A 21,445-nucleotide genomic window follows, 5' to 3' on the forward strand; every position below is an offset into this window, starting at 1 on the left:
ATCCGGTGCAACCGCACGAGGAGAGGAGCAAGGTGGCGCTTCCGGGCATCGCACCGTACCGCGTCCCGCAGCACGAGGAACTGCCGGAGAACCGGGTGCGCTGGCGCCCCGATCCGCAGCGGTCCGTCCTGCTGATCCACGACATGGAACGGCACTTCGTCAACGCCTTCACCCCGGATCGGGAACCGCTGAACGAGGTCGTCCCGAACATCCAGATGCTGCGCGCGCAGGCCGACGCCAGCGGGGTGCCGGTGGTCTACTGCGCCCAGCCGGGCGGTCAGACCCCCGAGCAGCGGGGCCTCCAGCTCGAGTGGTGGGGGCCGGGGGTGTCCGACCCGGCGCAGGAGGCGATCATCGACGAGCTGGCGCCCCGGTCGCGCGACGTGCTGCTGACCAAGTGGCGCTACAGCGCCTTCCAGCGCACCGAGCTGCGCGAGATGCTGCGGGAGTGGGGGCGCGATCAGCTCATCATCACCGGCATCTACGCCCACATCGGCTGCCTGATGACCGCCGCCGAGGCGTTCCAGCAGGAGGTCCGCGCGTTCCTGGCGGCCGACGCGGTCGCCGACTTCTCCTTGGAGGAGCACCGGATGGCGCTGTCCTACGCGGCCAAGCGCTGCGCGGTGGTGGAGTCCACCAGCAGCCTCGTCACGGCGCTGGCCGCCGACCGACCGGTGCCGGCGTGAGCGCGCCCGGCACGAGCGAGCGCGGCGCCCCGCCGCGCGGAGGGGAGGAATCCATGTCCGACGCACCGGCCCTGACCCTGGAGGACGTCCGCCGCGACGTGGCGGAGGTGCTCTACGAGGACCCGGCCGAGCTGACCGACGACGAGGACCTCATCGACTGGGGGCTGGACTCGGTGCGGATCATGAGCCTGGTCGAGAAGTGGCGCAAGCGCGGCGTCCAGGTCACCTTCGCCGACCTCGCCGAGCGCGCCACGCTCGCCGACTGGTGGGCGGTGCTGGGGCCGAAGACCGCGGCCTGAGTACCCGCGCGTCGTCGAGCGGGCCGTCTCCCCACCGCGCGGTGGGGAGACGGCCCGCTCTCGTCGGGGATCACGGCCAGGGGACCTGCTCCGAGCGGTAGAAGTCGATGCCCTGGTGCTCCCACCGCGGGCCCTGCGCGGCCAGCCGCCGGGAGAACGACTCCCAGTCGTGGTGCTCGGCCTGCGACCAGCCGAGCTCGGCGATCGCGGGCAGCCGGGGGAAGGCCATGAACTCGATGTGGTCGGAGGTCTCCAGCGTCTCCGACCACAGCGGCGCCTCGACGCCGAGCACCGCCTCCTCCGGGACGCCCCGCAGGTAGCTGCCGGGATCCCAGCCGTAGGCGTCGGCGACCTCGGTCAGCCCCGCCCACTGCAGGCCCAGTTCGGTGCCCTCGTGGTACTTCTGGTCCAGGTAGGACTTGTTCGCGGGGGAGACCAGGATGCGGTTGCCGCGCGCCACGGCCTCGGGCAGCAGCGGGTCGGAGTTCTCGGTGCCCCAGTACTGCACCACCGCGCCCGCGGGCGGTGCAGCCTTGGCGTACTCGTGCCAGCCGACGGCGGTCTTGCCGTACTTCGCCACCATCGGCACCACCCGCTGCATGAACTTCCGGTAGTCCTCATCGGTGGTGGAGTGCGCCTCGTCGCCCCCGATGTGCAGGTACTCGCCCGGCGTCAGCGCCGCTACCTCGCGGATGACGTCCTCGACGAACCGGTAGGTGATCTCCTTGTCCACGCACAGCGAGCTGAACCCGACCTCGATGCCGGTGTAGAGCGGCGGCGCCACCCCGTCGCAGTTGAGCTCGGCGTAGGACGACAGCGCCGCGTTGGTGTGCCCGGGCAGGTCGATCTCCGGGATCACCACCATGTGCCGCGACGCGGCGTACTCGACGATCTCGGTGTACTCGGCCTGGGTGTAGAAGCCGCCGGGGCCGCCGCCGACCTCGGTGCTGCCGCCGTGCTCGGTCAGCCGCGGCCACGACTCGATCTCCAGCCGCCAGCCCTGGTCGTCGGTGAGGTGCAGGTGCAGCCGGTTGATCTTGTACTGGGCGAGCTGGTCGATGTAGCGCTTGACCTGCTCCACGTCGAAGAAGTGCCGGGCCACGTCGAGCATCGCGGAGCGGTGGCCGAAGCGCGGCCGGTCCACGATCTCGCCGCCCGGCACCGTCCACGGGCCCGGCTGCTCGGTGCGGCTCTCGATCGCGGGGGGCAGGAGCTGGCGCAGCGTCTGCACGCCGCGGAACAGCCCGGTGGGCGTCTGCGCGGACAGCCGCACGACGTCGTCGTCGACGTCCAGCCGGTAGCCCTCCGGTCCGAGCTCGCGGCCGTCCAGGCTCAGCGCGATCGCGCCGTCCTTGACTTGGCCGCGGCTGACCGGGATCGGGAAGCCGGTCGACGGGCGCAGCAGGCCGGCGAGGTGCTCGCCGACCGGCGCGGCTTCGCCCGCCGCCCGGATCTTGGTGTGCCGGGTGAGTTCGAAGGTGCTGCCGGGGTCCGGTCGGACCGACTCGGGTGCTGGGACGACGTCCTGCAAGTCCTGCTCCTGGGGCGTGCCGAGGGCGGGGGCCGCGGTCCCGCCGAGGAGCAGCGCGCCGGTGAGCGCGGTCGCCAGCAGCGAGACGCGGCGCACGGCGGTGCGGGGCGGTGTTCGGGTCATGTGCCACTCCGGGGTCGGATGTCGGTAGCCCTCAAAGGTATAGACCACATCCGGCGCGGGGAGCCTCCGAACGGATGCATCGGGCACGCCCCGGGGTCAACGCCCGCTCAGCGCCCGCGCAGCGCCTCGGTCAACGCCTCCAGCACCGCGGGGTCCTCGATCGTCGAGGGCGCCGAGGTCCGCCCGGTGTCGGCGATCTCGCGCATCGACTTGCGCAGGATCTTGCCGGAGCGGGTCTTGGGCAGCCCCTCGACGACCGCCACGTCGCGGAACGCCGCCACCGGGCCGATCTGCGCGCGCACCGCGGCCACCAGCTCGGCGCGCAGCTCCGCGGCGTCGACCTCCACCCCGGCCTTGAGCACCACGAATCCGCGCGGCACCTGCCCCTTGAGGGCATCGTGCACCCCGATCACCGCGCACTCGGCCACCGCCGGGTGCCCGGCCAGCACCGCCTCGATCGAACCCGTCGACAACCGGTGCCCGGCGACGTTGATCACGTCATCGGTGCGGCCCATCACGAACGCGTAGCCGTCGGCGTCCAGGTGCCCGTTGTCGCCGGTGAGGTAGTGGCCGGGGTAGCGCGACAGGTACGACTCGACGAACCGCTCGTCGTCGCCCCACAGCGTCGGCAGCGTGCCCGGTGGCAGCGGGAGTTCCAGGCAGAGGGCCCCGTCGGTGCCCGGCGGCACCGGGCGTCCGCCCTGGTCGAGCACCGCGATCCGGTAGCCGGGCAGCGGCACCGTCGGCGATCCCGGCTTGATCGGCAGCGGCTCCAGCCCGCGCGGGTTGGCGCAGATCGGCCAGCCGGTCTCGGTCTGCCACCAGTGGTCGACCACCGGCACGTCCAGCGTCCCCGACGCCCAGCTGAAGGTCTCGGGATCGAGCCGCTCACCGGCCAGGAACAACGTCCGCAACGAACCGGTGTCGTGCTCGGCGAGCAGCCGGGCGTCCGGATCGACCCGCTTGATCGCCCGCAGCGCGGTCGGCGCGGTGAACAGCGCCTTCACCCGGTGCTCGGCGATCACCCGCCAGAACGCGCCCGCGTCCGGCGTGCCCACCGGTTTGCCCTCGTAGACCACCGTGGTCGCCCCGGCCAGCAGCGGCCCGTAGACGATGTAGGAGTGCCCGACGACCCAGCCCACGTCGGAGGCCGTCCAGAACACCTCGCCGGGCCCGATGTCGTAGACCGCCGCCATCGACCAGCGCAGCGCCACGGCGTGCCCGCCGTTGTCCCGCACGACGCCCTTGGGCCGCCCGGTGGTGCCCGAGGTGTGCAGCACGTACAGCGGGTCGGTGGCCCGCACCGCGACGCAGTCCGCGGGTTCGGCGCCGGTCACCAGCTCGTGCCAGTCGAGGTCGCGCGGCCCGAGCGCGGCGCGCACCTGGTCGCGCTGGACCACGACGACCCGGTCCGGCTGGTGCTCGGTGCGCCGCAGCGCCTCGTCGACGATCGGCTTGTACTCCACCACCCGGCTCGGCTCCAGCCCGCAGGAGGCGGCGATCACCACCGCAGGCCGCGCGTCATCGATGCGGGCCGCCAGCTCCTTGGGCGCGAACCCGCCGAAGACCACCGAGTGCACCGCCCCGATCCGGGCGCAGGCCAGCATCGCCACCACGGCCTCGGGGATCATCGGCAGGTACAGCACCACCCGGTCGCCCGCGCCCACGCCCAACCCCGCCAGCGCACCGGCGCAGCGCGCGACCTCGTCGAGCAGTTCGCGGTAGGTCCAGCGCCGCACGGTGCCGGTCATCGCGGAGTCCCAGATCAGCGCCGTGCTGTCGGCGCGGCCGTCGCGCACGTGGCGGTCCAGGGCGTTGAAGCAGGTGTTGAGCGTGCCGTCCGGGAACCAGCGGTAGAACGGCGGGCGCTCGTCGTCCAGCGCCCGCGACGGTGCCCGCTCCCACTCGATCGCCCCGGCCGCGTCGAGCCAGAAGCCCTCCGGGTCGGACGAGCTGCGCTGGTAGGCATCGGCGTAGGCACCCATGAGCACGACCTCCTGCGGTGGACCGGCAACGCCTGAGTCCTACCGCACCGCCGTCCGGGAGACCAGGGACCGCGCGGACGAGCGGCCGGAACCGCTTCGGCCGCGCTGTCCGCCGCGCTGCCCGCCGGATGCGGTTCGTCGACGGACCACGACCGCTGGGCGCCGCGCCCGCGCGCCAGCGCGACATCGGCCGCCCCGGCGCCCACAATTTGCGACCGGGGGCGGGGACCGCGCTAACAGAGTCGGCGATCGGACCGACTAGGGGTATGGAGGTGCGTCCATGAGCACGGACATCAGCACGGGGTCGACCGAGTCCGCGGCGAAGGCGGCGGAGCTGCCCACCGCGCCGTGCAGCGTGGTGTGGAGCGGTGGTCATTCCTACGTCCGCGAAGGGGTCAGCGGCGCCCGCTGGGCGGGCGTCGACGACCGCGGCCGGGCCCGGTTCCTGACCGACGCCGACCTCCACCGCCAGGGCTGGAGCCACCGCAGGAGCTGATCGGCGCACCTTCCGCGCCCGGACCCCGAGGTGCCGCGACCTCCTCCCGGCACGGCCGCCACGGCTCCGGTCCGACGCATGTGAGACCCTGATCAGGCCAGCGGACGCGGCGCGTCCGGTCGCCCGGCGCAGGACCGGCCGGGGCGCGGCTGTTCCGGGCACAACCGTTCAGGGGAGGACTCGTGGTGCAGGAAGCCGACAGCACCACGAACGACACGACGGGGGATCGCGACGTGGACCCGGAGCCCACCGGGGACCGTTCGCCCGGCGACCCGGGCATCGCCCGGATCAAGGAAGCCGCCGCCGGCGTCTGGTCCGATCCGGTGCTGACGCTGCCGAACCTGCTCAGCGTGGTCCGGCTCGCCGGGGTCCCGTTCTTCCTCTGGCTGCTGCTCGGACCGCAGGCCGATCTGCTCGCCCTGCTCGTGCTCGTCATCAGCGGCGCGACCGACTGGCTGGACGGCAAGCTCGCGCGCTGGCTCAACCAGTACAGCCGGATCGGCGAGCTGCTCGACCCGGCCGCCGACCGCCTCTACATCGTGGCGACGCTGATCGCCTTCGTCCTCCGCGACGTGGTCCCCTGGTGGGTCGCCGTCGCCCTGGTCGGCCGCGACGTGGTGCTCACCCTCTGCCTGCCGGTGCTGCGCTGGCACGGCTTCGAACCGCCCGACGTGCACTACCTGGGCAAGGCGGCCACGTTCTGCCTGATGTACGCCTTCCCGCTGCTGCTGCTGGTGCAGAACGAGTTCGCGTTCTCCTCGGTGGTGCGGCCGTTCGCCTACGCCTTCACCTGCTGGGGCGGCGCGCTCTACCTGTGGGCGGGCGTGCTGTACCTGGGGCAGGTGGTCGCGGCCGTCCGGTCGGCCCGGTCGGCGCCCCGCTGACCCGCCCCGGCCCCCGGCGGACCCGCCTTGCGACCGCCCGGCCGGCCCCCATACGCTCCCGCCGCGATCACGCGACACGGTCGCGGCCGGATCCGCAGCTCGAGTCAGGAAAGGCAGGACCCAGGTGGCGACCCCGGACGGGATCAAGTACACCCCCGAGCACGAGTGGGTGCTCGGTACCGATGGCACCACGGTGCGCATCGGCATCACCGACTACGCCCAGCAGCAGCTCGGCGACGTGGTGTTCGTGCAGTTGCCGGACCTCGACCAGCAGGTCGAGGCCGGGTCCGCGATGGGCGAGGTGGAGTCGACCAAGAGCGTCTCCGACCTCTACGCGCCGGTCGGTGGCCGGGTGGTGGCCCGCAACGAGCGGTTGGACGAGCAGCCCGACCTGGTCAACACCGACCCGCTCGGTGAGGGCTGGATGATCGAGCTGGCCGTCGACGACCCGGCGGCGGTGGCGGGGCTGCTCACCCCGGAGGCCTACCAGGACCTGATCGACCAGGCATGATCGTCGGTCGCGCGCGGCCGACGGGGCGATCTCGGGAGTCGCGCGTCCCGTGCCTGGCAGGGCACGGTACGTTGGAACACACTTGGCACGATCGATCCGCGTAGAGGAGAGCTCAGGTGAGCCAGAACAGCGGCTCCGGCGACGTTCCACCGGAGCAGTCACCGGAGACCACCTCGGTCTTCAGGCCCTTCCTCTCGGAGCCCGAAAGCACCGAGAGCGCGCCCGCCGCGGAGCCGGCCGCCTCCGGGGTCGATGCGCTGCCCGCGGGGTCCGCCCTGCTGGTGGTCAAGCGCGGCCCCAACGCGGGTTCGCGATTCCTGCTGGACCGGGAGATCACCAGCGCCGGCCGCCACCCGGACAGCGACATCTTCCTCGACGACGTCACGGTGTCCCGCCGCCATGCGGAGTTCCGCTTCGAGGGCAGCAACTTCGTCGTCGTCGACGTGGGGAGCCTCAACGGCACCTACGTCAACCGGGAACCGGTGGACACCTCGGTGCTGGCCAACGGTGACGAGGTGCAGATCGGCAAGTTCCGGTTGGTGTACCTGACCGGGCCGGTCGAGGGCGGCCCGGCGGGCCGCTGACAGGAGGCCGGAGACCGGGTCATCGTGGCGGGGCGGCGCCGAGTGGTGCCGCCCCGAACCACGTCGAGGCGAAGTGCGGTCGGCGACCGGAATCTTTCGGCGCGGCAAGCGGTTCTCCCGTTCAGCGGCCCTTTCGGCGGGCTCGGCGGCGGGCCCCGGGGTGTATCGTGCGCAGAGGTGCTCGACGACGAGCGCGCTCGGTGGCGGTGCGGTCCGGGAGCTGTCGATCGATGCCGCCGGACGGCCGGGAGAACGGTGGCTGACGGGACCGCGCAGGAATGGGCGGGTCCGCCGTATCGCGGGTAGCGTCGGGAGCGTCGGTGCGCGACCCTCGAGGAGGGGGATGCCACGCTTCGGCGCGCTGGAGGAGGCGATGTGACGATGAGCAGTGAGATGCGCGTCGTCGGCGTGCGAGTGGAACTACCAGCCAACCAGCCGATCCTGTTGCTGCGCGAGACCAGCGGTGACCGCTACTTGCCGATCTGGATCGGATCGGTCGAGGCGACGGCGATCGCGCTGGAGCAGCAGGGGGTGCGACCGGCGAGGCCGTTGACCCACGACCTGCTCAAGGACGTCATCGGCGCGCTGGGGCGGGACTTGGAGCAGGTGCGGATCACCGACCTGCAGGAGGGCACCTTCTTCGCCGAGCTGGTGTTCGACGGCGATGTGCGGGTCTCGGCGCGGCCGAGCGACTCGGTGGCGCTGGCGCTGCGCATCGGCGTCCCGATCCATGCCGACGAATCCGTGCTCGACGAGGCGGGCTTGATCATCCCGGACGAGCAGGAGGACGAAGTGGAGAAGTTCCGCGAGTTCCTCGACTCGGTGTCGCCGGAGGACTTCCGCGGCGCCGACACCTGACGTTCGCCCGGAGAGCGGCTTCCCGACCCCCGCGAACGCCTTCGCGGGGGTCGGCTCGTCGGGTCACCCGCGCGTCGCGTTGACCTGCCCACCGGACCGGCCTACCGTCGGATGATGCGAATTGCTCCGGTGTGATTCCGCCGGTGAGCAGGGGTTCGCGGTCCCGGATCGTCGACCCGGGAACCGGTGGTCGGCTCCGTGCCGGACGAGGGGAGGCAGGCGTGGTCGAGGAAGCACCCGGCGAGGATGCTGCCCGAGGTCGGGACGAGCCGGCGCCTGACGCCGCGCTGCCCGACGAGCTCGTCGGCTACCGGGGCCCCGCTGCCTGCCAGATCGCCGGCATCACCTACCGCCAGCTCGACTACTGGGCCCGCACCAAGCTGGTCCGCCCCTCGATAAGGAGCGCCGCCGGGTCGGGCTCGCAGCGCCTCTACTCGTTCAAGGACATCCTGGTCCTCAAGGTCGTCAAGCGCCTGCTGGACACCGGCGTCTCGCTGCACAACATCCGGGTCGCGGTGGACCACCTGCGCCACCGCGGGGTCGAGGACCTCGCCCGCCTGACCCTGTTCAGCGATGGCACCACGGTCTACGAGTGCACCTCCCCGGAGGAGGTCGTCGACCTGCTCCAGGGTGGTCAGGGCGTGTTCGGCATCGCGGTCAGCGGTGCCGTCCGGGAGATCAGCGGCACCATCCACGAGTTCCCGGCCGAGCGGGCGGACGGTCTGGTGTCCGAACCCGCCGTGGGTGACGAACTGGCCCGTCGCCGGAGGGACCGGCAGACCGGCTGATCGGGTAGGCTTCGCGGCATCGTCGACCCCGTGCGGGAGAGTCCGGCAAGGCTACGGCCGAGTCGGCGCCGAAGGAGCAACCCTCCCCGACAACCTCTCAGGCCCACCGGACCGCACGGGCGAGATACCTCTGGAAAGAGGGCGCACCACAGCCGTGGTGCCGTCCCGCCGACGGTGCAAGCCCGGTCCGCCGGGTGAAGCTCTCAGGCGTTCGCGCTGCGAACAGTGACAGAGGGGGAGAGCGGAGCAGTCCGCTGCCCGCCCCCTGTGTTCGCCGCGATGAGTGAGGTGTTGGCGATGACCGAAGTGAACCACGACCGCATTCCGATCGCCGCGCTGGAGCACGGCACGCCGTTCGCCGACCGGCACGTCGGCCCGCGGCCCGCCGAGCTGGCCCGGATGCTCGACGTGATCGGCGTGGGCTCGCTGGAGGAGCTGGGCCAGCGCGCGGTACCCGACGGCGTCCGCGAGCGCGACCTGGCGCTGGCGCTGCCCGACCCGGCCAACGAGGCGGACGCGCTGGCCGAGCTGCGCGCGCTGGCCGACCGCTGCGCGCCGCACACCGAGATGATCGGCCTCGGCTACCACGGCACCACGACGCCGCCGGTGATCCTGCGCAACGTGCTGGAGAACCCGGCCTGGTACACCGCCTACACGCCGTACCAGCCGGAGATCTCGCAGGGCAGGCTGGAAGCGCTGCTGAACTTCCAGACGGTGGTCGCCGACCTCACCGGGGTCCCGCTGGCCAACGCCTCGATGCTGGACGAGTCCACCGCCGCCGCCGAGGGCATGACCCTGGTCCGCCGCGCGGGCAAGGCGAAGTCCGCCGTGTTCGTCGTCGACGCCGATGCCCTGCCGCAGACCATCGAGGTGGTGCGGACCCGCGCCGAGCCGCTGGGCATCGAGGTGGTCGTCGCCGACCTCTCCGCCGGGGCCGCCGGGCTGCCGGACGGCGAGTTCTTCGGTGCCCTGCTGGCCTACCCGGGCGCCTCCGGGGCGGTGCGGGACCAGGAGGAGCTCATCGCCGAGGTCCACCGGCGCGGCGCGATGGCCGTGGTCTCGGCGGACCTGCTCGCCCTGACCCTGCTGCGCCCGCCGGGCGAGGTCGGCGCCGACGTGGTGGTGGGCACCACCCAGCGCTTCGGCGTGCCGATGGGCTTCGGCGGCCCGCACGCCGGATACATGGCGGTCCGCAAGGGCCTGGAGCGCCAGCTCCCGGGCAGGCTGGTCGGGGTCAGCGTGGACGCGGGCGGTGACCTGGCCTACCGGCTGGCCCTGCAGACCCGCGAGCAGCACATCCGGCGGGAGAAGGCGACCAGCAACATCTGCACCGCGCAGGTGCTGCTCGCCGTGGTGGCCTCGATGTACGCCGTCTACCACGGACCCGAGGGGCTGCGGGCGATCGCCACCCGCGCGCACCGGTTCGCCGCGCTCCTGGCCGAGCAGCTCCGCCGCGGCGGGGTCGAGGTGGTGCACGGCGGGTTCTTCGACACCGTGGTGGCCGCGGTGCCGGGGGCCGCCGACGAGGTGGTGGCCCGCGCCCGGCGCGGCGGGATCAACCTGCGCCGGGTGGACGCCGACCACGTCGGCGTGAGCTGCGACGAGACCACGACCCGGGAGCACCTCGCGGTGGTGTTCGAGGCGTTCGGCCTGAACTCCGGGGCGCTGGTCGGCCTGGACGAGCTCGACGCCGCCACGCCCGACGCGCTGCCCACCGCGCTGCGGCGCACCTCCGAGTACCTGACCCACCCGGTGTTCCACACCCACCGGTCGGAGACCGCGCTGCTGCGCTACCTGCGGCGACTCTCGGACAAGGACATCGCGCTGGACCGCAGCATGATCCCGCTGGGCTCGTGCACCATGAAGCTCAACGCGACCGCGGAGATGGAGCCGATCACCTGGCCGCAGTTCTCCGCGCTGCACCCGTTCGCCCCGGCCGAGGACGCGGCCGGGCTGCTCGAGGTGGTCGCCGACCTGGAGCGGTGGCTGGCCGAGGTCACCGGCTACGACGCGGTGAGCCTTCAGCCGAACGCGGGCAGCCAGGGCGAGTTCGCCGGGCTGCTGGCCATCCGCGCCTACCACCACGCCCGTGGTGAAGCGCAGCGCGACGTGTGCCTGATCCCGGCCAGCGCGCACGGCACCAACGCCGCCAGCGCGGTGATGGCGGGGTTGCGCGTGGTCGTGGTGCGCTGCGACGACGCGGGCAACATCGAGCTGGACCACCTGCGCGAACTCGTCGCGGAGCACGCCGCCGACCTGGCCGCGATCATGATCACCTACCCGTCCACGCACGGCGTCTACGAGGACACCGTGCGCGAGGTGTGCGGACTCGTGCACCGCGGCGGCGGCCAGGTCTACGTCGACGGCGCGAACCTCAACGCGCTGATCGGCCTGGCGCGGATGGGCGAGTTCGGGGCGGACGTCTCGCACCTGAACCTGCACAAGACGTTCTGCATCCCGCACGGCGGCGGCGGGCCGGGCGTGGGGCCGATCGGCGTCCGGGAGCACCTCGCGCCGTTCCTGCCCAACCACCCGTTGCAGCCCGCGGCGGGTCCCGAGACGGGGGTGGGGCCGATCAGCGCCGCGCCCTGGGGCAGCGCTTCCATCCTGCCCATTTCGTGGGCCTACATCCGCATGATGGGCGGTGACGGCTTGCGCCGGGCCACCCTCACGGCGGTCGCCGCGGCCAACTACGTCGCCCGCCGCATCGACGGCTACTTCCCGGTGCTCTACACCGGCCAGGGCGGCTACGTCGCCCACGAGTGCATCCTCGACCTGCGCCAGATCAGCAAGACCAGCGGGATCTCGGTGGACGACGTGGCCAAGCGGCTGACCGACTACGGCATCCACGCGCCGACCATGTCCTTCCCCGTGGCCGGCACCCTCATGGTGGAGCCGACCGAGAGCGAGGACCTGGCCGAGCTCGACCGGTTCTGCGAGGCCATGATCGCCATCCGGGCCGAGATCGACAAGGTCGTGGCCGGGCAGTGGCCCGCCGACGACAACCCGCTGGTGAACGCGCCGCACACCGCGGCTTCGCTGGCGGGGGAGTGGAACCACGCCTACGGTCGCGACGAGGCCGCCTACCCGATGGGCACCTCCGCGCCGAAGGTGTGGCCGCCGGTGCGGCGGGTCGACCAGGCGCGCGGCGACCGCAACCTGGTGTGCTCCTGCCCGCCGCTGTCGGCCTACGAGAGCTGAGCTGTTCCGGTGGTCGTCCCAGCCCGGTTGCGGGACGACCACCGGGGTCCGTTCGACACGCCGGGCGGACCCCGGTTTGCGTCGGGTCGGCCCGGATGACACGGTGGCCACTTCACGTGACCGGCTCCGAGAGGAGTGGAGCATCATGCTCACCATCAGCGAGAACGCCGCCGAGGTCATCAAGCTCGTCCTCATCGGCGGCGACGACACCACGGAGACCTCCGAGGCTTCCGGCCTCCGGATCGCCCCCGCCGGGGACGGTCTCCAGGCGTCCGTCGCCACCGAGCCGCAGGCCGACGACCAGGTGATCGAGGAATCCGGCGTTCGGGTCTTCCTCGAGGCGCAGGTCGCCGAGGTGTTGGGGGACAAGACCCTCGACGCCGAGCGGGACGACAACGGCGAACTGGCGTTGGCGATCCGCGATTGAGGCCGGGCCGCCGGGCCGGAACCGTCCGGTCCGGCGGCTGTTCGGTGGCGCCGGGTCAGCCCCCGCCGGGTCAGCCCCGTCAGGTCAGCCCCGGTGCGCGGACCCCGCAGCGGTGGGGTCCGCGTCGAGCGGCTCCCCGGCCCAGCGCAGCACCGACCGCCCGGTGTCGAGCAGGCGGCCGCGCAACTCCGCTCCCTCCTCGGCGAAGGCGCGCTGCCTGCGCGCGTAGTCGGTCCGGCCTGCGGACTCCTCGACCGGGATCGGCTCGTAGCCGTACGCCCGCAGGTCGTACGGGCTGGCGCGCATGTCGACCTCCCGGATCCGCAGCGCGAACGCGAAGCAGTCCGCGACGAGCTCGGCCGGGACGAACGGCGCCAGCTTGAAGCTCCACTTGAACAGGTCCATGTTCGCGTGCAGGCAGCCGGGCTGCTCCAGTTCCACCTGGTCGCTGCGCCGGGGCTGGTGGGCGTTGAGCGGTCGCGCCTCCTCGGTGAAGAAGCGGAAGGCGTCGTGGTGGGTGCACCGGATCGGCATCGATTCGACCACCGCGTCGGTTCCCGCGTGCCCGAGCCGCAGCGGCACCGCCGAATGCCGGACGTCGAGGGGCGTGCTGCGGTAGACCATCGCCCACTCGTGCAGCCCGAAGCAGTGCAGCCGGGGCGCCCGGGAGGCGGTGGCCGCGAGCAGCCGCAGGACGGACCGCACCACGGTGCGGCGCTTGGCGGTGAGCGCTTCCGGGGCCAGCGCGACACCGCGCGGGGTCGTGGTGAACTCCCGGCGGGCGAGGAACTCGTCCCCGCCGGCCAGCGCGATCCCGACGGGCGGCTGCCACCGCTCCAGCACCGACGGGCGGACCGAGTAGTAGTTCCACATGAAGTCGAGCACCGGGTGCGGCTCGTCGCGCTGCCGCCTCGCCCGGTACGGCACGGTCCACTCGCGCACCCGGTCGAGGTGCGCGTCGCGGCGCGCACGCCACTCGGCTTCGGAGAGAACGTCCATCGCGGGCCACCGTACGGACCGGGGATCGCGTCGACAGCACGGGCTCGCGAGAAAGGGGCGGGCCCGGCGCACCGGACCCGCCCCTGCCGCAGCGCCGCGATCAGCCCACGTGGGTGCTGTCGCGCACCGTGCCGACGTACTCCTCGACGAGGTCCTCCAGCGCGACCACGCCGATCGGGGAGCCCGCGTCGTCCACCGCGGTCGCCAGGTGGCTGCCCTCGCGCCGCAGCGAGGTCATCGCCTCGTCCAGCCGCGCGTGCACCTGCACCGTCGGCAGTCGGCGCACCCGTGCGGGGGAGACCGGCGTCGACGGGTCGTTGCTGGCCTGGTCCAGCACGTCCTTGATGTGCAGGTAGCCCAGCAGCGCACCGCCGTCCGCGCGGACCGGGAACCGGGAGAAGCCGGTGTCGGCGACGGCTCCCTCCACGTCGCCGAGCGTGGGGCGCTCGGGCAGCGTGGTCAGGTCGTCCAGCCGCACCAGCACGTCGCCCACGGTGTGCTCCACCGAGGACAGCGTCTGCGCGAGCCTGCGGTGCTCGGACTGCTCCAGCAGCCCCTCGCGCCGCGACTCCACCAGCAGCTCCGCCAGCTCCGAGGAGGTGTAGGCGGTCTCCAGTTCGTCCTTCGGCTCCACCCGCAGCAGCCGGAGCACCGCGTTGGCCATCATGTTGAACAACGCGATCAGCGGGCGGGCCAGCTTCACGAAGCCGACCAGTGGCGGCACCAGCCACAGCGCCAGCCGCTCCGGCTCGGCGATGGCCAGGTTCTTCGGCACCATCTCGCCGACCAGCACGTGCAGCACGACCACGAGGGCCATCGCGATCGCGAAGGACACCGCGTGCAGCACCGCGTCCGGGATGCCCAGCGGTGCCACGAGCTTCTCCAGCGAGTGCGCCACCGCCGGTTCACCGACCCGGCCGAGCCCCAGCGAGCACAACGTGATGCCGAGCTGGGCGCTGGCGAGCATCAGCGAGCCCTGCTTGCTCGCGGCGATCACGATCCGGGCGCGGCCGACGCCCTGGTCGAGCAGCGCCTCCAGCCGGTCGCGGCGGGAGGACAGCAGGGAGAACTCGGCGCCGACGAAGAAGGCGTTGAGCAGTAGCAGGAGTACCGCGAGGCCGATTGCGAGTCCGTCGCTCATCGGGCGCCCCCCTCGTCCTCGGTGGTGCGCACCAGCCGCAGCTCGGCGATCCGGTGCTTGTCCATCCGGACCACGGTGAGCCGGGAATCGCCGACCGAGACCTGGTCACCGACCTCCGGGATGCGGCCGAGCTCGCCCAGCACGAGACCGGCGATGGTCTCGTAGTCGCCGTCGGGCACCGCGAAGCCGGTGGCCTCGGCCAGCTCGTCGGGGCGGAGCAGCCCGGAGATGATCCAGGTGAGCTCGCCGACCTTGCGGACCGAGGGGACCTCGCGGCGGTCGTGCTCGTCGCGGACGTCGCCGATGATCTCCTCGACCACGTCCTCCAGCGAGACGATGCCCGCCGTCCCGCCGTACTCGTCGACCACCAGCGCGAGCTGGAGCCCCGAGCCGCGCAGCCGTTCCAGCAGCGAGTCGCCGTCCAGGGTGTCGGGCACCGTGGGCACCGGTCGGGCCAGCGAACCGACCCGGGTGGTGGCGCGCTGCTCGGTCGGGATGCCGAACGCCTGCTTGACGTGCACGACCCCGTGGACGTCGTCGAGGTCGTCGCCGGTGACCGGGAACCGGGAGAACCCGGTCCGCCGGGCGATGGCCAGCAGGTCGACCACGCTGTCCTCGGTGGACAGGGATTCGACCTTCACGCGGGGCGTCATCAGCTCCTCCGCGGAGCGGTCGCCGAAGCGCAGCGAGCGGTCCATGAGCTGCGCCGTGGCGCGGTCCAGCGTGCCGTGCTCGGCGCTGGACCGCACGATCGAGCCCAGCTCGTCGGGCGAGCGGGCCGAGCGCAGCTCCTCCTGCGGCTCGATGCCGAACCGCCGGACCACCCAGTTCGCGCTGTTGTTCATCGAGTCGATCAACCAGCGGAAGATCGTCGAGAACCGGCCGTGGTAGCCGGCGACCGCGCGCGCGGTGGCCAGCGGCCGGGCGATGGCCAGGTTCTTCGGCACCATCTCGCCGAAGACCATCGACAGCGTGGTGGCCAGCAGGATCGCGACGGTCAGCGAGACCGCCCCGGCCGCGCCGTCGGGAAGGCCCGCCCCGGTCAGCAGCGGGCGGATCAGCTCGCCGATGACGGGTTCGGCGATGTAACCGGTGATCAGCGTCGTCAGCGTGATCGCGACCTGCGCGCCGGAGAGCTGGAAGGACAGGGTTCGGTGGGCGCGCTGCACCGATGTGGACCGCCGGTCGCCGACCTCGTTGACGTGGGCGTCGACCGTGCTGCGCTCCAGCGAGGTGAGGGAGAACTCGGCGGCCACCGCCATCGCGGTTCCGGTGGTCAGCACGACCACGAACAGCAGTCCGAGCACGGTGAGCAGTACTTCCATCACCGCTCACCTCGCCGGGGGGAGGTGCCGCGTTGCAAAAAGCCGGGACTATGTCCCGGCTCGGTACTGCCCTCGGGAGATTGTGCCGCTGGCACTGAAGTCGTCACTCCTCTGCGGGAAATGGGAGAAATACGGCGCGAGTATATCCCGAACGGAGCAGTGCGGGGATGACGACGCCGTCACGGTCGCCGGGACGGCCGTGCTGCGGGCGCCGGGACGCGGCGTGATGATGCCTCCCAACCCGGGGAGCCGGAGCCCCCGCGGTGGCGAGAAGTGACCCCGTGGGTGATCTCACCCGTTCGGAGGCGTAGCCTGCCGCGAGTTTGTCCAGCGGTTACCGCCGCGTAGCCACACGCACGAGAGGACGTGATCGTGACCACGAACACGGTTGCGGACGCGCCGAAGACAGGGTTCCTCGGCCATCCCCGGGGCCTGATGACGCTCTTCTTCACCGAGATGTGGGAGCGCTTCTCCTACTACGGGATGCGCGCGATCCTGGGGTTCTACCTCTACTACTCGGTGGCCGAGGGCGGCCTCGGCATCCCCGAATCGACCGCGCTGTCGGTCGTCGGCGTCTACGGAGCGTCGGTCTACATGACCGGTGTCCTCGGCGGCTGGCTGGCCGACCGGGTGATCGGCGCCCAGTGGGCGGTCTTCTACGGCGGCTTCATCATCATGCTGGGGCACATCTGCCTGGCGCTGCCGGGTGGCATCCCGGTCGTGGTCGGCGGCCTGTTCCTGCTGGTGATCGGCACCGGTCTGCTCAAGCCGAACATCTCCGGCATCCTCGGCGGGCTCTACGCCGCGGACGACACCCGCCGCGACGCGGGCTTCTCGATCTTCTACATGGGGATCAACATCGGCGGGTTCGCCGCCCCGCTGATCTGCGGCACGCTCGGGGAGAAGATCAACTGGCACGTCGGCTTCGGCGCCGCCGCCGTCGGCATGGCCCTCGGCCTGGTCCAGTACCTGATCGGTCGCAAGAACCTGGGCAGCGCCGGCCTCAAGCCGGTCAACCCGCTGCCCGCCGAGCACAAGGTCCGGGTGCTGGGCCGCGCGGTGGTCATCGCGGTGGTCTTCGTCGGCGTCCTGGTGGCCCTGTCGGTGACCGGGATCCTCGGCCTCGGCGGCCTGGTCAACACCATCAGCTTCATCTCCGCGGTGCTGCCGATCGGTTACTTCGCGGTGATGCTGAGCAGCAAGCAGATCACCAAGGTGGAGCGGGACCGGCTGGTGGCCTACATCCCGCTGTTCCTGGCCACCGCGCTGTTCTTCCTGCTGTTCGAACAGCAGCCGAACACCCTGGCCAACCTCGCCGACACCGACACGGACCTGCAGATCTTCGGGTTCGTGATCCCGGCGTCGTGGTTCCAGTCGCTCAACCCGCTGACGATCATCGTGCTCGCCCCGGTGATGGCCACGCTGTGGATCAAGCTCGGCGACCGGCAGCCCTCCACGCCGAGGAAGTTCGTCGGCGGCCTGGTCTTCGTCGGCATCTCCTTCCTGTGGGTCGTGCTGTCCAAGACCGTCGGCGGCGAGCAGCACCTGCCGATCATGCTGGCGCTGGTGTTCGTGCTGATGACCGTGGGTGAGCTGATGCTCTCGCCGGTCGGCCTGTCGGTGAGCACCAAGCTGGCCCCGAAGATCTTCGCCTCGCAGACGATGGGCCTGTACTTCCTGGCCCCGGCGATGGGCCAGGGCCTCGGCGCCCAGCTCGTCAAGCTCTACTCGGTGGAGAACCAGCAGCTCTACTTCGGGCTGATCGGTCTGGCCACCATCGCCTGCGGGGTGCTGCTGTTCGTCGCCTCGCGCAGCATCAAGAAGTACATGCACGGCGTGCTCTGAGCCCGCACCGCCGGGGCCCGCGTCCGAGTTCGGCGGGCCCCGGCGGGTTCAGCGCAGGACGAGCTGCCTGCCCCGTGGCGGCCCGGGGGCGGCCGGATCCGGCTTCGGGTGCCCGGGCACCGCGACGTCGCCCGCGGGCAGGGAGCCCCGCACCAGGTAGTCGGTGCCGATGCGGTCGATCTCGGCGCTGCCCGCCATCGCGTAGAGGCCGTGCGTCCCGGAGTCGCGTTCGGTGACCAGCACCGAGGACGGCAGCGCCCGGTGCATCCGGAGCGCCCCGGCGTAGGGCGTGGCCACGTCGTGCACCGAGTTCAGCAGCAGCACCGGGGGCAGCCCCGCCCCGGTGATCCGCACCGGCTGCCCGCTCGGCGCGGGCCAGGTGCGGCACGGGGCCACCGACCAGAGGTTGTACCAGGCGGCCAGCGGGCTGTGCCGGGCCAGCGCGGCGGCGTCGCGCTCCCACGTCGCCCGGTCGGCGGGCCACGGGGCGTCGGCGCACTCGACGGCGTTGTAGATCGCGTTGGCGTTCTCGGTGGCGGCGTCCTTGGGCACCACCATGCCGACCAGCGGCCGGTCGTCGCCGCGCAGGTGGAAGGCGGCCAGCGCCTCCGCCAGCCGGATCCAGTCGTCCTCGCCGTAGAGCGCGGTGAAGGTGATGCCGATGAGCTCCGAGGGACCCAGCGGCCCGCGCGGGGCGTGCCGCAGCTCGGCTCGCACCGCGCGCCACGCCGTGCCCACCCGCTCCCGGTCGGCACCGAGCCCGAAGGTCCCGTGGTGCCGGGCGACCCAGTCGAAGTAGCGGCCCAGCCGGCGCTGCACCGCGACGTCCTGGGTGAGGTTGTTGGCGTACCAGACCCGGCTCGGGTCGACGACGCTGTCCAGGACCATCCGGTCCACCCGGTGCGGGAAGAGCCGGCCGTAGACCGCGCCCAGGTAGGTCCCCCAGGAGTAGCCGAGGAAGCTGATCCGCTGCTCGCCCAGCGCCTCCCGCACCAGGTCGAGGTCGCGGGCGATGGTCGGCGTGGTCAGGTGCGGCAGGTACCGGCCCGCGCGCTGCGCGCAGCCCGCCGCGTACTCGGCCGCGCGCCGCCAGTTCCGCTCGCGCGCCGCCTCGGCGTCCGGGTCGGGCAGCGGCGCGCGCCAGTAGGTCGCCGCGTCGACGCAGTGGATCGGAGTGCTGTGCGCGGTGTGCCGGATGTCCACGCCGATGAGGTCGTAGCTGTTCAGCACGACGTCGGGGAGCCGGCGGCTCAGCGATCCGGCGAAGGCGATCCCGGGGCCGCCGGGGCCGCCGGGATTGGTCAGCAGCGCGCCGCGCCGGGCCGCCGGATCGCGCGCGGGCAGTCGGGAGATCAGCAGCCGCACCGTGCCCGCCGCCGGGTCCGCGTGGTCCAGCGGCACGTCGAGCCCCGCGCAGCGCAGCTCCGGGTACGGGGTGCTGACGTCCTCGGGGCAGGGGCCGAAGTGCAGGGCCGGAGCGGCCTGGGCGGCGGGGCACGTCGCGAGCACGGTGGCCGCGATCAGGCCCAGCGCGGTCGAACGCTGCACGCACCTCTCCTCTCGGGCCGCGGACCAGGGCAGGCTAGGGCGCCGAGCGGGCCGGCCCCGGGCGCTCGGCGCCCGTGTCGCGCGTTTCCCCCGATGGGGTGGCGGTCAGCGCACGCCGGCGCCGGGCACCTCCAGCTCCCGGGCCAGGTCGGCCACGACCCGGGTGAGCCGGTCCAGCCAGCCGAGGGTCCGGTCCAGCGGTCCGGAGCCGGTGCCGTCCGCGGCGTCGTGCAGCCGTTCGGCGTAGTGCTGCGCCGCCGACATCGCCTCGTCGAAGCCGGTCTGGGCGTCGTCGGTCATCGCCTCCACCGCGTCGGCCAGCGCCCACAGCGCCTCGCAGAGCGCCTCGCGGGTCACCGCGTCGGTCCGGCCCACCGCACCGGGGAGCTGCACCGCGAGGTTGCGCGCGTAGTAGGCGCAGCCGCTGAGCGCGGTCACCGAGCGCTCCACCTGGGACCGCCGGGACCGCCACCGGTAGGCGGTCAGCGGGCGGGCGCTGCCGACCACCTGGTGCAGCCGGTCGTCGAGATCGCGGATCGTGGCCGTGGCGCCGGTGGCGGTGCCCGACTCGTCGATCTCGGTGCCCGCCGCGCGCAGCATGGAGCGCAGCTCCAGCAGGAACTCCTCGATGTTGCTGCGGACCAGGGAGCGGGTCCGGGTGGGCAGCACGAAGACCGCCGCCAGCACGCCGGCCAGCGCGCCCACGGCGGTCTCCAGCAGCCGGACCTCCAGCACGGCGGGGCTGAAGTTGCCCAGCATCCCGTAGAGCGCGCCGAGCATGGTGGTGATGAAGAAGGTCAGCAGGGCGTAGGAGTAGCCCGCGAAGTAGAAGCCGAGGAACACGCAAAGCAGGATCACGCCGAACTCGGCCACCAGGTCGCCGGTGATCCGCGAGGCGACCAGGATCCCGGCCAGCACCCCGAGCACCGTGCCCGCCGTGCGCTGCCAGGCGCGCACCAGCAGTTCGCCCCGGCTGTGAGCGCTGATGAACACCACGAACGCCGTGATCACGGCCCAGTACCAGCGGCCGGGCGCGACCAGCTGGCCGACCACGATGGCCACCGCCGCCGCGCAGGTCACCTGGACCGCGGTGCGCACCTCCGGGCGGTCGAGGCCGGTCTGCTCCGCCGCCTGCTCGTCGTCGTCGCGCTGGACCGGTGCGCCGCCCCGGTCGGTGCCCACCGCGGCGGTGGCGTGGGCCAGCTCGGCCAGCCCCGAGCCGAGCCGCCGGATCCGCGGTGCGATCTCCGGCGGTCCGTGCTGCTCGGCGCGCGCGGCGACGTCCCGGGTGGCCTCCGGCAGGCGGCTGGGGTCGGTGTCGAGCACCGCGAGCAGTTCGCCGATCGCGGCCGCCACCGCACCGCCGCCGGGGGTGTCGTCGATCAGGCGCATCGCCGGGGGCAGCAGGTTCTCGGCGGCCAGCTCCACGTCGAGGATCCGCTGGGCCAGCACGTCGCGGCCGGACTCGTCGAGGGTCTCCAGCCGGTCGACGGTGTTGCGCAGCATCAGGGCGGTCTCGTTCAGCCGGACCGTCCGGTCGTGCAGGGCGCGGCGCTCCCGGCCGCTCTCCGGCCGTTCGGCCACGTCGCGCACCGCGTGCAGCAGCCCGTGCACCTGCGCGCGCAGCGTCCGCCTGCCCCGGGCCAGCACCCCGGCGGGATCGTCCCGCAGCACCGCGAAGCGCAGCACCAGCGCCGCGAGCGCGCCGCAGACCGCCGCCGCCAGCAGCGCGGGCACGTGCGCGAGCTGCGGGCGCAGGAACATCGTGAAGAAGTAGCCCATGAACGCGACCATGCCCAGCGGGAACCAGCGGCTGCCGAAGCGCCGGACGTAGGTGGCGGCGAAGATCACCACCAGGAACAGCGCGCTCTGCAGCACCGGGATCGGGGCGGTCGCGGTGGACAGCAGCACCGACAGCGTGGTGGGCAGCGGCATCAGCAGGTGGGTGAGCTGCTGCTGGCGCCGGTCGGGCTCGTTGATGCCCAGCGAGCAGTTGATCGCCACCACGGCGCCGAGCAGCGCCTGCGGCAGCGGCAGTCCCCACCGCGCCAGCAGCGGGAGCATGATCGCCAGGGTCAGGGCGACGCTCAGCGTCACCCTGATCGCGGTGCGCAGTCGGCGCAACGCCGGATCAGAGGCGAGGAAGCGGTTCCACCACTCGCGCCAGACCACAGTGCCCCTCCGTCGCGCCGCTCGCGCCAGGAGGGTACGCCC

18 protein-coding genes and 1 riboswitch are annotated in these 21,445 nt (G+C 72.6%); of the genes, 11 read left to right on the forward strand and 7 right to left on the reverse strand.

Annotated elements, in window-relative coordinates:
• Positions 1 to 32: 32 nt before the first annotated feature.
• Both ACQP0T_RS13405 and ACQP0T_RS13410 read left to right on the forward strand, forming a co-directional pair.
• Entirely contained in the window at positions 33 to 686 is a 654-nt protein-coding gene (locus ACQP0T_RS13405; protein ID WP_345366545.1) for an isochorismatase family protein, read from the forward strand.
• 53 nt (positions 687 to 739) lie between these two features.
• Positions 740 to 985, forward strand: a complete 246-nt coding sequence (locus ACQP0T_RS13410; protein ID WP_433873402.1) for a phosphopantetheine-binding protein — start codon at positions 740 to 742, stop codon at positions 983 to 985.
• Between the two features lie 70 nt (positions 986 to 1,055).
• Here the strand turns inward: ACQP0T_RS13410 and ACQP0T_RS13415 are convergent, their stop codons facing one another.
• Positions 1,056 to 2,639 carry a beta-N-acetylhexosaminidase gene (locus ACQP0T_RS13415; protein ID WP_433873404.1) on the reverse strand — a complete coding sequence of 528 codons (1,584 nt, stop codon included), beginning with the start codon at positions 2,637 to 2,639 and terminating at the stop codon, positions 1,056 to 1,058.
• Between the two features lie 107 nt (positions 2,640 to 2,746).
• A complete protein-coding gene (locus ACQP0T_RS13420; protein ID WP_433873406.1) occupies positions 2,747 to 4,624 on the reverse strand; it encodes a propionyl-CoA synthetase in 1,878 nt (625 codons plus the stop codon).
• 280 nt (positions 4,625 to 4,904) lie between these two features.
• Between ACQP0T_RS13420 and ACQP0T_RS13425 the strand changes: the two genes are divergently transcribed.
• The 8 genes from ACQP0T_RS13425 (at position 4,905) to ACQP0T_RS13460 (ending at position 12,373) form a co-directional block, all read left to right on the forward strand.
• On the forward strand, positions 4,905 to 5,120 hold the full coding sequence (locus ACQP0T_RS13425; protein ID WP_433873407.1) for a hypothetical protein: 216 nt from the start codon (positions 4,905 to 4,907) through the stop codon (positions 5,118 to 5,120).
• Between the two features lie 182 nt (positions 5,121 to 5,302).
• Positions 5,303 to 6,004 carry a CDP-alcohol phosphatidyltransferase family protein gene (locus ACQP0T_RS13430; RefSeq protein WP_433873409.1) on the forward strand — a complete coding sequence of 234 codons (702 nt, stop codon included), beginning with the start codon at positions 5,303 to 5,305 and terminating at the stop codon, positions 6,002 to 6,004.
• A 124-nt stretch (positions 6,005 to 6,128) separates the two neighbouring features.
• On the forward strand, positions 6,129 to 6,515 hold the full coding sequence (gene gcvH, locus ACQP0T_RS13435; RefSeq protein ID WP_433873411.1) for a glycine cleavage system protein GcvH: 387 nt from the start codon (positions 6,129 to 6,131) through the stop codon (positions 6,513 to 6,515).
• 116 nt (positions 6,516 to 6,631) lie between these two features.
• On the forward strand, positions 6,632 to 7,099 hold the full coding sequence (gene garA, locus ACQP0T_RS13440) for a glycogen accumulation regulator GarA (protein WP_345366531.1): 468 nt from the start codon (positions 6,632 to 6,634) through the stop codon (positions 7,097 to 7,099).
• Between the two features lie 381 nt (positions 7,100 to 7,480).
• Positions 7,481 to 7,957: a bifunctional nuclease family protein gene (locus ACQP0T_RS13445; protein ID WP_345366529.1), complete on the forward strand. Its 477-nt coding sequence runs from the start codon at positions 7,481 to 7,483 to the stop codon at positions 7,955 to 7,957.
• A gap of 221 nt (positions 7,958 to 8,178) precedes the next feature.
• Positions 8,179 to 8,745 carry a MerR family transcriptional regulator gene (locus ACQP0T_RS13450; RefSeq protein WP_345366527.1) on the forward strand — a complete coding sequence of 189 codons (567 nt, stop codon included), beginning with the start codon at positions 8,179 to 8,181 and terminating at the stop codon, positions 8,743 to 8,745.
• A 23-nt stretch (positions 8,746 to 8,768) separates the two neighbouring features.
• Positions 8,769 to 8,869, forward strand: a riboswitch (glycine riboswitch).
• 173 nt (positions 8,870 to 9,042) lie between these two features.
• Positions 9,043 to 11,946 carry an aminomethyl-transferring glycine dehydrogenase gene (gene gcvP / locus ACQP0T_RS13455; protein WP_433873414.1) on the forward strand — a complete coding sequence of 968 codons (2,904 nt, stop codon included), beginning with the start codon at positions 9,043 to 9,045 and terminating at the stop codon, positions 11,944 to 11,946.
• A 145-nt stretch (positions 11,947 to 12,091) separates the two neighbouring features.
• Entirely contained in the window at positions 12,092 to 12,373 is a 282-nt protein-coding gene (locus ACQP0T_RS13460) for a HesB/YadR/YfhF-family protein (protein ID WP_433873415.1), read from the forward strand.
• Between the two features lie 84 nt (positions 12,374 to 12,457).
• On the opposite strand, the gene ACQP0T_RS13465 is transcribed toward ACQP0T_RS13460, so the two are convergent.
• From ACQP0T_RS13465 to ACQP0T_RS13475, 3 genes are all read right to left on the reverse strand, one after another.
• Positions 12,458 to 13,372 (reverse strand): 3-methyladenine DNA glycosylase, encoded by a 915-nt coding sequence (locus tag ACQP0T_RS13465; protein ID WP_433873417.1) that lies wholly within the window; start codon positions 13,370 to 13,372, stop codon positions 12,458 to 12,460.
• Positions 13,373 to 13,472: 100 nt separating this feature from the next.
• Positions 13,473 to 14,513: a hemolysin family protein gene (locus tag ACQP0T_RS13470; protein WP_345366518.1), complete on the reverse strand. Its 1,041-nt coding sequence runs from the start codon at positions 14,511 to 14,513 to the stop codon at positions 13,473 to 13,475.
• Entirely contained in the window at positions 14,510 to 15,838 is a 1,329-nt protein-coding gene (locus tag ACQP0T_RS13475) for a hemolysin family protein (protein WP_433873419.1), read from the reverse strand. Before ACQP0T_RS13475 ends, ACQP0T_RS13470 begins: the two co-directional genes overlap by 4 nt.
• A 372-nt stretch (positions 15,839 to 16,210) precedes the next feature.
• Here ACQP0T_RS13475 and ACQP0T_RS13480 point away from each other — a divergent pair, with 372 nt between their 5' ends.
• A complete protein-coding gene (locus ACQP0T_RS13480) occupies positions 16,211 to 17,683 on the forward strand; it encodes a peptide MFS transporter (protein WP_433873420.1) in 1,473 nt (490 codons plus the stop codon).
• A 48-nt stretch (positions 17,684 to 17,731) separates the two neighbouring features.
• On the opposite strand, the gene ACQP0T_RS13485 is transcribed toward ACQP0T_RS13480, so the two are convergent.
• Positions 17,732 to 19,231: an alpha/beta hydrolase gene (locus ACQP0T_RS13485; RefSeq protein ID WP_433873422.1), complete on the reverse strand. Its 1,500-nt coding sequence runs from the start codon at positions 19,229 to 19,231 to the stop codon at positions 17,732 to 17,734.
• 105 nt (positions 19,232 to 19,336) lie between these two features.
• A complete protein-coding gene (locus tag ACQP0T_RS13490; RefSeq protein WP_433873424.1) occupies positions 19,337 to 21,403 on the reverse strand; it encodes an FUSC family protein in 2,067 nt (688 codons plus the stop codon).
• Positions 21,404 to 21,445 lie beyond the last annotated feature (42 nt).

It is taken from the genome of Saccharopolyspora sp. CA-218241 (assembly GCF_050954615.1).
GTDB classification, from domain to species: domain Bacteria; phylum Actinomycetota; class Actinomycetes; order Mycobacteriales; family Pseudonocardiaceae; genus Saccharopolyspora; species Saccharopolyspora cebuensis.